Here is a 6,350-nt window from a genome sequence, read left to right on the forward strand (position 1 = left end):
AGTCTGATAAAAACAAAAACCAAGTCCGTCACGACGCACTTGGTTTGCTTGGGTCGGCGTCACCCATGTTGGTGTTATTTTTTAGCAGGCTCAGCTTCCGCCTTTGGCTCGCCTTGGGCTGCCTGTGCTTCTAACTGCTTCATCATCTCTGCCATCTGCTCTTCGGCTTTGGCTTGGGCATCAGCAGCTGCCTTTTTGGCACTGGCTTCGTCTAGTAGCTCAACGGTGAAAATCAGCACGCTGTTTGGTTCAATGACTGGCGGTGAACCCGCCTCGCCATAGCCCAACTCTGACGGCATATAGAATTCATACTTACTGCCAGCAGGCATGAGCTGAACACCCTCTCTAAACCCTGGAATCATCTGACCTAGGTCAAACTGGGCAGGCTCGCCACGCTCATAAGAGCTGTCAAAGACCTTGCCATCAATGGTCTTACCTTCATAGTGAGTAACGACCACATCCGTCGCCTTAGGCTTAGCCCCCGTACCTTCGGTGATGACTTTATATTGTAGTCCTGACGGTGTGGTTTTTACGCCTTCTTTAGCTTTGTTTTCTTCTAAGAATTTTGTTCCTGCTTCTTTGTTGGTCTTGGCTTTGGTTTCCAGCTCTTTGACCGCGTCTGCCTCTTTGCGTTTTTGATAAGCCTCAAAAATCGCCTGAGCTTGCTCATCGGTAAATTTGCTCTCTTTGCCTTCAAAGCCTTCAGAGAGTGCTGCTGCGATGATTTTTGGGTTAATCTCGCCATCCATTTCTTTTAGGTTTCTGCCTGCATCATGACCCAAGATGTAGCTGATTTTGTCCATTTCAGGGCTTTGTTCGCTGATGTTTGTGGTACTGACAGGTTTGGCAGTATTGCCCTCTTTGTTACAGCCTGTTAGGGCAAGCATGGACGCCATTAGGGCGGTCATCAAAAAAGTGGTGCGTGTGGTTTTCATTGTGTGTCTCTTTATTTTGAAAAATAAAACGCCGTTAGTAAATGTTGGCAAAGTCATCAAATGGGCGTGCTAACTGTCCGACACCCAAAATCGCTTAAAAAATTGCTTACAAAATCACTTGGCGAAAAAATACGGCATATCATACCAAAAAAACATAGAAATCGCTATTATGATTGCAAAAAATTTTTAATGATATAAAACGCTTAGGTATGATTATTGTTACTTTATCTGTCTTTTATGCTTTTTATGAAAGACAAAGTTGGGGTGGGGTGATTGGATAAATAAGGGTAGATTTTGGATTCGGTAATTGGCAAATAGGCGTTTTTTAAAAATGCAAGGCATTAGCCAATTAAGATAATTTTTTACATTAGACTTCCTGCAAAACTAGGTTTTCCGTTCGCCCCGAGCTTGTTGAGGGGTAGCGGAAAACCGTTATGGTTCGACAAGCTCACCACGAACGGTTTTCCTTATTTTTGGGTTTTGCAGGAAGTCTATTATAAATGTGCAATACATTCATATTTTTCACAGGGCAAATGTGGTTTGCCCTGACACATCTATGCAAAGGTGTGGTTAATTAACAATGTCAAACAAAATCAGCGCCCCATCCTAACGCCCCCGAAACACCTCCCAAAGCACCATACCTGTCGCCACGCTGACATTAAGACTCTGGGGGCGGTCGGGGCTGTCGGTCATGGGGATATAAACCAGCGTATCACACAGCTCGCCTGTCAGCCGTCTCATGCCATCGCCTTCTGAGCCCATCACAATGGCGACTTTTCCGCCAAAATCACACGCCTGCAAGGGCTTGGCACTCTCATCAAGAGCTGTGCCAAACACAAACACGCCTGCCGATTTTAACTTCTCCAAACACCGTGCCAGATTAGTTACCGCAACCACAGGCACGGCATCACTTCCGCCCACCGAGACTTTGGCAACGGTGGGGGTCAGTCCCACGCTTTGATGACGGGGGACGATGACCGCCGTTACGCCCATGGCACTTGCCGTCCGCAGACACGCCCCAAAATTGTGCGGGTCGGTAATCTGGTCTAACACCAAAAACACCGCATTATCCTGCCCTGCCAGACCATCAAGCTCACTTTCGTCCAGCAGGGGGCGAGAGCGTGCCGACAGCACCACGCCTTGATGTTGGGGACTGCCACACAGTTCGGTCAATGTGTCTTTTTGGGCGGTTTGCACCGACACGCCAAGCGATGTGGCAAGGGCGATAATCTCATCGTGGTTATCATTGTGATGATTGTCATAACTTTGTACAAATAGGGCTTTGACATCCATTGGGCGAGTGTTTAAAATCGCTTTAATGGCGTGAATGCCATAAAAATGGGGCATGGCGGGTTTTTTGGGTTTTTTGTTTTTTTGAAGGTCTTTTTTGGGGTCTTTTTTAAAGGGTGTTTGGGTGGTCATGGGGGTTTCCAAGATAAGGTATGTAAAGGGAAATGAATTTAGGTTATGCCGTTGGCGACTTGTAAGGGCAAATTACATTTGCCTTGCGATAAAGTATTGATTTTTAGGCGAATAAATTACCCCCACACGTTTATTTTAAAATTTTGCGTTTTAACTTATGGTTGTCTAGTTTCAAATGCACCAACAGGCGTGGAAAGCACGCCCCTACAAAGGTATTGTTTTAAAAATGTGGAATTGGTACAAATTAGAGTTACTTCACCATAAAAATCACAAATCCACCAACGTTGGCATTCTCCCCCATTATAACAAAATTTTTGCCCAAACCGACATTATCCCTTGAAATTTTGCCCCATAACCTTTATCAATAAGGGGAATTTTATCCCATTTGGAGAACACCATGAGCGAGAAAGAGCCAATCCTAAACGAAAACGAGCAAACCGAACAGGCACAGACGGACGAGCTTACCAAGCTGATTGCCACCATTGAAACGCTTGAAGCCGAGGTCGCCGATGCCAAAGAAGCACAGGCTCGTGCCAATGCCGAGTCCTACAACGCCCAACGTCGTATGGAACAAGAAACCGAAAAAGCCAAAAAATTTGCCCTACAAAAGTTTGCCAAAGAACTTCTTGATGTGGTGGACAACTTAGAACGAGGCTTGGAGGCAAGCGAGAAAGTAGGGGCGGACGAGAGTGTCTTGGAAGGACTTCGCCTAACGCACAAATCCTTGCTTGGCACGCTTGAAAAAAACGGCGTGGTTGCCGTGGGCGAGGTAGGCGAGGCATTTAACCCCGACCTACACGAGGCGGTGGGCGTTTTCCCTGATGCCGAAAAAGACACCATTGGGCAAGTCCTACAAAAAGGCTATACGCTAAATGAACGCTCCATTCGTCCTGCGATTGTGCTGGTGGGGGCATGATTTTAAATCATAGGGAAATTTGTAAGGTGCGTATCACGCACCGTTTTTTAAAATTTGAGCGTTGATTTGGTGCGTTGTACGCACCTTACAATGATGTATTTTAAACAACCATTCCCCTATGGATTTATCCAATATTTTCAAGGCATTAACACAAAATTTTAACAAAATAAATTTTAAAATTTTTAAAAAATTTCTCTTGAAAATACAAATTTGACACAAATATAACAGACAAGTTTGGCAAAACTGTTTTGCAAATTTGCCAAAAATTCACTTAACAAATCGGAGAAAAATTATGGGTAAAGTTATCGGTATTGACTTAGGTACAACCAACTCTTGTGTGGCAGTCCTAGAAAATGGCAACGTCAAAGTCATTGAAAACGCAGAGGGTGCCAGAACCACGCCTTCTATCGTGGCATTCAAAGACGGTGAGACCCTAGTCGGTCAATCTGCCAAACGCCAAGCAGTTACCAACCCACAAAACACCCTATTTGCCGTAAAACGTCTTATCGGTCGCCGTTATGACGAACAAGCGGTTCAAAAAGACATCGGTCTTGTGCCTTACAAAATCGTCAAAGCTGACAATGGCGATGCGTGGGTAGAAGTGAACGGTAAAAAACAAGCACCGCCACAAATCTCTGCCGAAGTTTTGAAAAAAATGAAAAAAACCGCCGAAGATTATTTGCGCGAGAGTGTTACCGAAGCGGTCGTTACCGTGCCTGCTTATTTTAACGACGCCCAGCGTCAAGCCACCAAAGACGCAGGACGTATCGCAGGGCTTGATGTCAAGCGTATCATCAACGAGCCAACCGCTGCCGCCCTTGCTTTTGGTCTTGACAAAAAAGAAGGCGACCGCACCATTGCCGTCTATGACTTAGGTGGTGGTACCTTTGACGTGTCTATCATTGAGATTGCGGACGTGGACGGCGAACAGCAGTTTGAAGTGCTATCTACCAACGGCGATACGTTCCTAGGCGGTGAAGACTTTGACATTGCTTTGATTGACTACCTTGTGGACGAGTTCAAAAAAGAGCAAAACGTCAATCTAAAAGGCGACCCGCTAGCCATGCAACGCCTAAAAGAAGCTGCCGAAAAAGCCAAAATTGAACTGTCAAGCTCAACGTCTACCGAAGTGAACCTGCCGTACATCACCGCAGATGCTACAGGCCCAAAACACTTGGTAGTAACAATCAGCCGTGCCAAACTAGAAGCCTTGACCGAAGAGTTGGTGGCTCGCACGATTGCCCCATGTAAAATCGCCCTAGAAGATGCAGGTCTATCGGCTAGCGACATTGATGACGTGATTTTGGTGGGTGGTCAAAGCCGTATGCCACTTGTACAGCAAAAAGTGCAAGAGTTTTTTGGTAAAGAGCCAAGAAAAGACGTGAACCCTGATGAAGCGGTAGCAATCGGTGCGGCGATTCAAGGGGCGGTACTTGCGGGCGACAAAAAAGATGTCTTGCTACTTGATGTAACTCCGCTAACGCTAGGCATTGAGACCATGGGTGGCGTGATGACGGCAATCATTGAGAAAAACACGATGATTCCCACCAAAAAATCACAAGTGTTCTCAACCGCTGCCGACAACCAACCTGCCGTAAGCATTCAGGTGTATCAAGGCGAGCGTAAAGTGGCGAGCCAAAACAAACTTTTGGGCAACTTTGACCTAACCGACATTCCGCCTGCACCCCGTGGCGTGCCACAGATTGAAGTTACCTTTGACATCAACGCAGACGGTATCATGAACATCTCTGCTAAGGACAAAGGCACAGGCAAATCACAATCTATCCAAATCAAAGCCGACAGCGGTTTGACGGACGAAGAGATTGAACAAATGGTGCGCGATGCCGAAGCCAATGCTGAAGCGGACAAGGAGTTTGCCGAGCTTGCAGATGCACGCAATGAAGCAGATGGTCGCATCAGTGCGGTGCAAAAAGCCCTAAAAGAAAATGGCGACAAAGCCACCGATGAAGAAAAACAAGCGGTAGAAACGGCAATCAGCGAGCTAGAGCTTGCGACCAAAGAAGATGACGTGGACGCAATCAAAGCCAAGCTAGAAGCCCTTGACAACGCATTCTTGCCAATCGGTACCAAGATTTATAGCACTGACCAAGGCGGTGCGGACGCAGGTCAAGCACAAGAGCAAGCCAAACCTGCCGATGACGGCGTGGTAGATGCTGAGTTTACCGAAGTTAAAGATGATAAATAATCTTCGACTGGTAACTGCCAAAAAACAAAAGAACACCGCTCAATTTGATTGGGCGGTGTTTTAAGTTTAAAACAAACACAAGGAATTTACAATGACACAAGTTCACCAAACGTTTATAAGCAAACCTTAATAGACTTTTTGGAAACTCTTGGTAAAGAAAAAGACGGGCAATTACGCACAAAATTACTATTATCTGCAAATTTACTACAAATTATTCATGATAACTTTTCTACGGAAGAAGAGTTCTTAAAAGCGATTCCTTACATGGCAGATATAGAAAAAGGCATTTTAGAAGACTTCTTGCCTAATATTAATTTAATCAAAAATAATAAAGATAGTCGCAGTTCTTATTACTACGATAAGATATTTCTTATGGCAATGTTTATTGCACAAGAATTGTTATTTAATTTAAAAAATCAAAAACACCAACATTCAGAAAAATATAAACATATCAACAGGGCTGTTAATGATGTTCTAGCTGGTAAATTAAAGGATGAACCACTAGAGATAGTTGAAGAGTTTGTTGATAAATTGGATTTTTTCCAAAACAGGAGAGCAATAGAGCTTATTAACTACCGTTTTCACAATAGACCTCCTGCAAAACCCATTCTATGCTAAAATACCTCAATGAACTATGAAGCCTCCACACACCTATCCGACACCAAATTCAAACGCTTAGTTGGCATTGAACGCAGGGTTTTTAATGAAATGCTTGCTTGTTTAGAGCAAGCACAAGCTGCTGTACATCAAAGAGGCGGTAGAAAACTTAAAATCAGCATGCCCAATTTGTTAATGGCAACCTTACAGTATTTTAAAGAATATCGCACCTATGAGCAGATAGCCGCTGACTTTGGCATCCATGAAAGCACAC

General features: G+C 44.7%; 6 protein-coding genes. 4 read left to right on the top strand and 2 right to left on the bottom strand.

What is annotated here, in order from left to right; translation table 11 throughout:
* Positions 1-74: 74 nt before the first annotated feature.
* Both K941_RS0108685 and rlmB read right to left on the bottom strand, forming a co-directional pair.
* Positions 75-935: an FKBP-type peptidyl-prolyl cis-trans isomerase gene (locus K941_RS0108685; protein ID WP_029103315.1), complete on the bottom strand. Its 861-nt coding sequence runs from the start codon at positions 933-935 to the stop codon at positions 75-77.
* A gap of 606 nt (positions 936-1,541) precedes the next feature.
* Positions 1,542-2,357, bottom strand: a complete 816-nt coding sequence (gene rlmB / locus K941_RS0108690; protein WP_084137723.1) for a 23S rRNA (guanosine(2251)-2'-O)-methyltransferase RlmB — start codon at positions 2,355-2,357, stop codon at positions 1,542-1,544.
* A gap of 397 nt (positions 2,358-2,754) precedes the next feature.
* On the opposite strand from rlmB, the gene grpE reads away from it, so the two are divergent.
* From grpE to K941_RS0108715, 4 genes are all read left to right on the top strand, one after another.
* On the top strand, positions 2,755-3,273 hold the full coding sequence (grpE, locus tag K941_RS0108700; protein ID WP_029103317.1) for a nucleotide exchange factor GrpE: 519 nt from the start codon (positions 2,755-2,757) through the stop codon (positions 3,271-3,273).
* A gap of 292 nt (positions 3,274-3,565) precedes the next feature.
* Positions 3,566-5,479: a molecular chaperone DnaK gene (dnaK, locus tag K941_RS0108705; RefSeq protein ID WP_029103318.1), complete on the top strand. Its 1,914-nt coding sequence runs from the start codon at positions 3,566-3,568 to the stop codon at positions 5,477-5,479.
* A 48-nt stretch (positions 5,480-5,527) separates the two neighbouring features.
* Positions 5,528-6,097 carry a hypothetical protein gene (locus K941_RS0108710; RefSeq protein ID WP_029103319.1) on the top strand — a complete coding sequence of 190 codons (570 nt, stop codon included), beginning with the start codon at positions 5,528-5,530 and terminating at the stop codon, positions 6,095-6,097.
* Between the two features lie 9 nt (positions 6,098-6,106).
* On the top strand, positions 6,107-6,350 hold a 244-nt coding region (locus K941_RS0108715; RefSeq protein WP_029103320.1), incomplete at its 3' end, for a helix-turn-helix domain-containing protein.

This window comes from Moraxella caprae DSM 19149 (genome assembly GCF_000426885.1).
Classification (GTDB): Bacteria; Pseudomonadota; Gammaproteobacteria; order Pseudomonadales; family Moraxellaceae; genus Moraxella; species Moraxella caprae.